Source organism: Mesorhizobium sp. M7A.F.Ca.CA.003.01.2.1 (assembly GCF_003998945.1).
Lineage (GTDB): Bacteria > Pseudomonadota > Alphaproteobacteria > Rhizobiales > Rhizobiaceae > Mesorhizobium > Mesorhizobium ciceri.
In genome coordinates, this window is record NZ_RZRA01001045.1 from 1 (window position 1) to 1,838 (window position 1,838).

Annotated in this window: 2 protein-coding genes; both read left to right on the forward strand. The window is 64.7% G+C overall.

Going from position 1 to position 1,838, the window contains the following annotated elements; translation table 11 throughout:
- A partial coding sequence (locus EN969_RS29410; RefSeq protein ID WP_127419645.1) for an aminotransferase class I/II-fold pyridoxal phosphate-dependent enzyme occupies positions 1 to 537 on the forward strand: 537 nt, incomplete at its 5' end.
- Positions 534 to 1,838 (forward strand): FAD-binding oxidoreductase (locus EN969_RS29415; protein WP_164758603.1); only part of this gene is annotated, 1,305 nt, incomplete at its 3' end. The genes EN969_RS29410 and EN969_RS29415, both read left to right, overlap by 4 nt.

Consider the following 1,838-nt stretch of genomic DNA (forward strand, 5'->3'; position numbering starts at 1 on the left):
CTTCTTGTCCTGGACGAGGCCTATTTCGAATTCGCCGATCCCGGCGCGCCCGACGGCATCGAGGTCCTGCGCAACAGCAGCATCGACCATGTCGTGCTGCGCACATTTTCGAAGGCTTATGGCCTGGCGGGGCTGCGCGTTGGCTATGCCGTTTGTTCGGGCTTCGAACTGGCAAGAGTGATCGCGGCCGCCAAGACGCCGTTCAACGTCAATGCGGCAGCACAGGTCGCCGCTATTGCGGCACTGGCCGACGAAAGCTGGATGAAGGCGTCGGCGGGCCGCGTCAGAGCCGAGCGCGTGCGCACCGCCGCCGCACTTACGGGCCTTGGTTTCCGGGTTGCCCAGTCGCAGACAAACTTCCTGTTCTTCGACTGCAAGGGCGACAGCTCCAGCGTTGCCGCCGGTCTCCTGAAGCAGGGGATCATCGTCAAGGCGTGGCGCGAAGCCGGCTACGAGCACTATCTGCGCGCCACCATCGGCTTGCCGGCCGACAACGACCGGCTGATCACGGCGCTTCAGGGATTGGCTGGGCGATGAGCGGCCACGCGTCTCCCAGGCAAACGAACTGGATCGAGCAAGCGGTGCCGTTGTCGGTTGTCGACGCGATCCGCCATGTCGTTGGCGCCTCGAATGTGCGGATCGGTGATGATGCCGGGGCGATCGACCTTGGTTCGAACGGGACGGATTGCGCCGCCGGCATCGTCGTTGCGCCTTCATCGACCGGCGAGGTCGCCGCGGTGGTGCGCATCTGCAGTCAAAATGAGATTCCGATCGTGCCGCAGGGCGGGCGGACCGGCCTGGTCGGCGGAAGTGTCTCGCGGCCGGGCGAGATCGTTCTTTCCCTGGCACGCATGAACCGGATCGAGCGGCTCGATCCCGTCGAGCGCGTGGCGATCGTCGGTGCCGGTGTTACGCTCGAAGCTTTGCAGTCTGCCGCATTTGAGCACCGCCTGGAGCCCGGTATCGATCTTGCCGCGCGCGGTTCGGCGACGATCGGCGGCATGGTTTCCACGAATGCGGGTGGCGTGATGGCCTTTCGCAACGGGGTCATGCGCCACCGCGTCCTTGGCCTGGAGGCCGTGCTGGCCGATGGATCGGTCTATTCCGATCTGACGCGGGTGGTGAAGAATTCCGCCGGCTACGATCTGAAGCATCTCTTCATCGGTGCGGAGGGCACGCTTGGCATCGTGACCCGCGTGGTCGTCAAGCTCGACCCTTCGCCCCGAGCCACCGCCACCGCGCTTTTCGGGCTGCCGTCTGTCGAAGCGGCGCTGCAAGTCATTCGTCTGGCGCTTGAATCGGATGCGGGACATTTGCGCGCGGCGGAGGCGATGTGGACCTCGTATTTCAGCCTGGCCGCAGCCGCGCATGAATGGTCCGAACCGAGCGTGCCGCTCGACCAGCCGCTGTTCCTGCTGCTGTCGCTTGGCGGCGCGCGCGAAGAGGCGCTGCGCGAAGATTTCGAGCGGATCTATTCGGAAGTGATGGAGCGCTATCCTGAAGCCACCGGCATCATTGCCGGCTCGCGGCGGCAAGAGGAAGACCTGTGGCGGTTGCGCGAGGACACCGGCGTGCTCTATCGCGCCCATCCCCAAGCGCCTTCCTTCGACGTGTCGGTGCCTCTGTCGGAAATTCCGGCCTATCTCGACAGAATCCTGCCCCGGCTCGCAGCGATCGAACCGGGTCTGGCGCCCTATGTCTTCGGTCACCTGGCCGATGGAAACCTGCATATCATCCTCAACCGTCAGGGTCCGCTGGCGCCTGACGTAGCGGAGGCTGCCGAGAGCGTCCTGTACCAACAACTGCGGGAGATTGGCGGCTCTTTTTTCGCCCAGCAC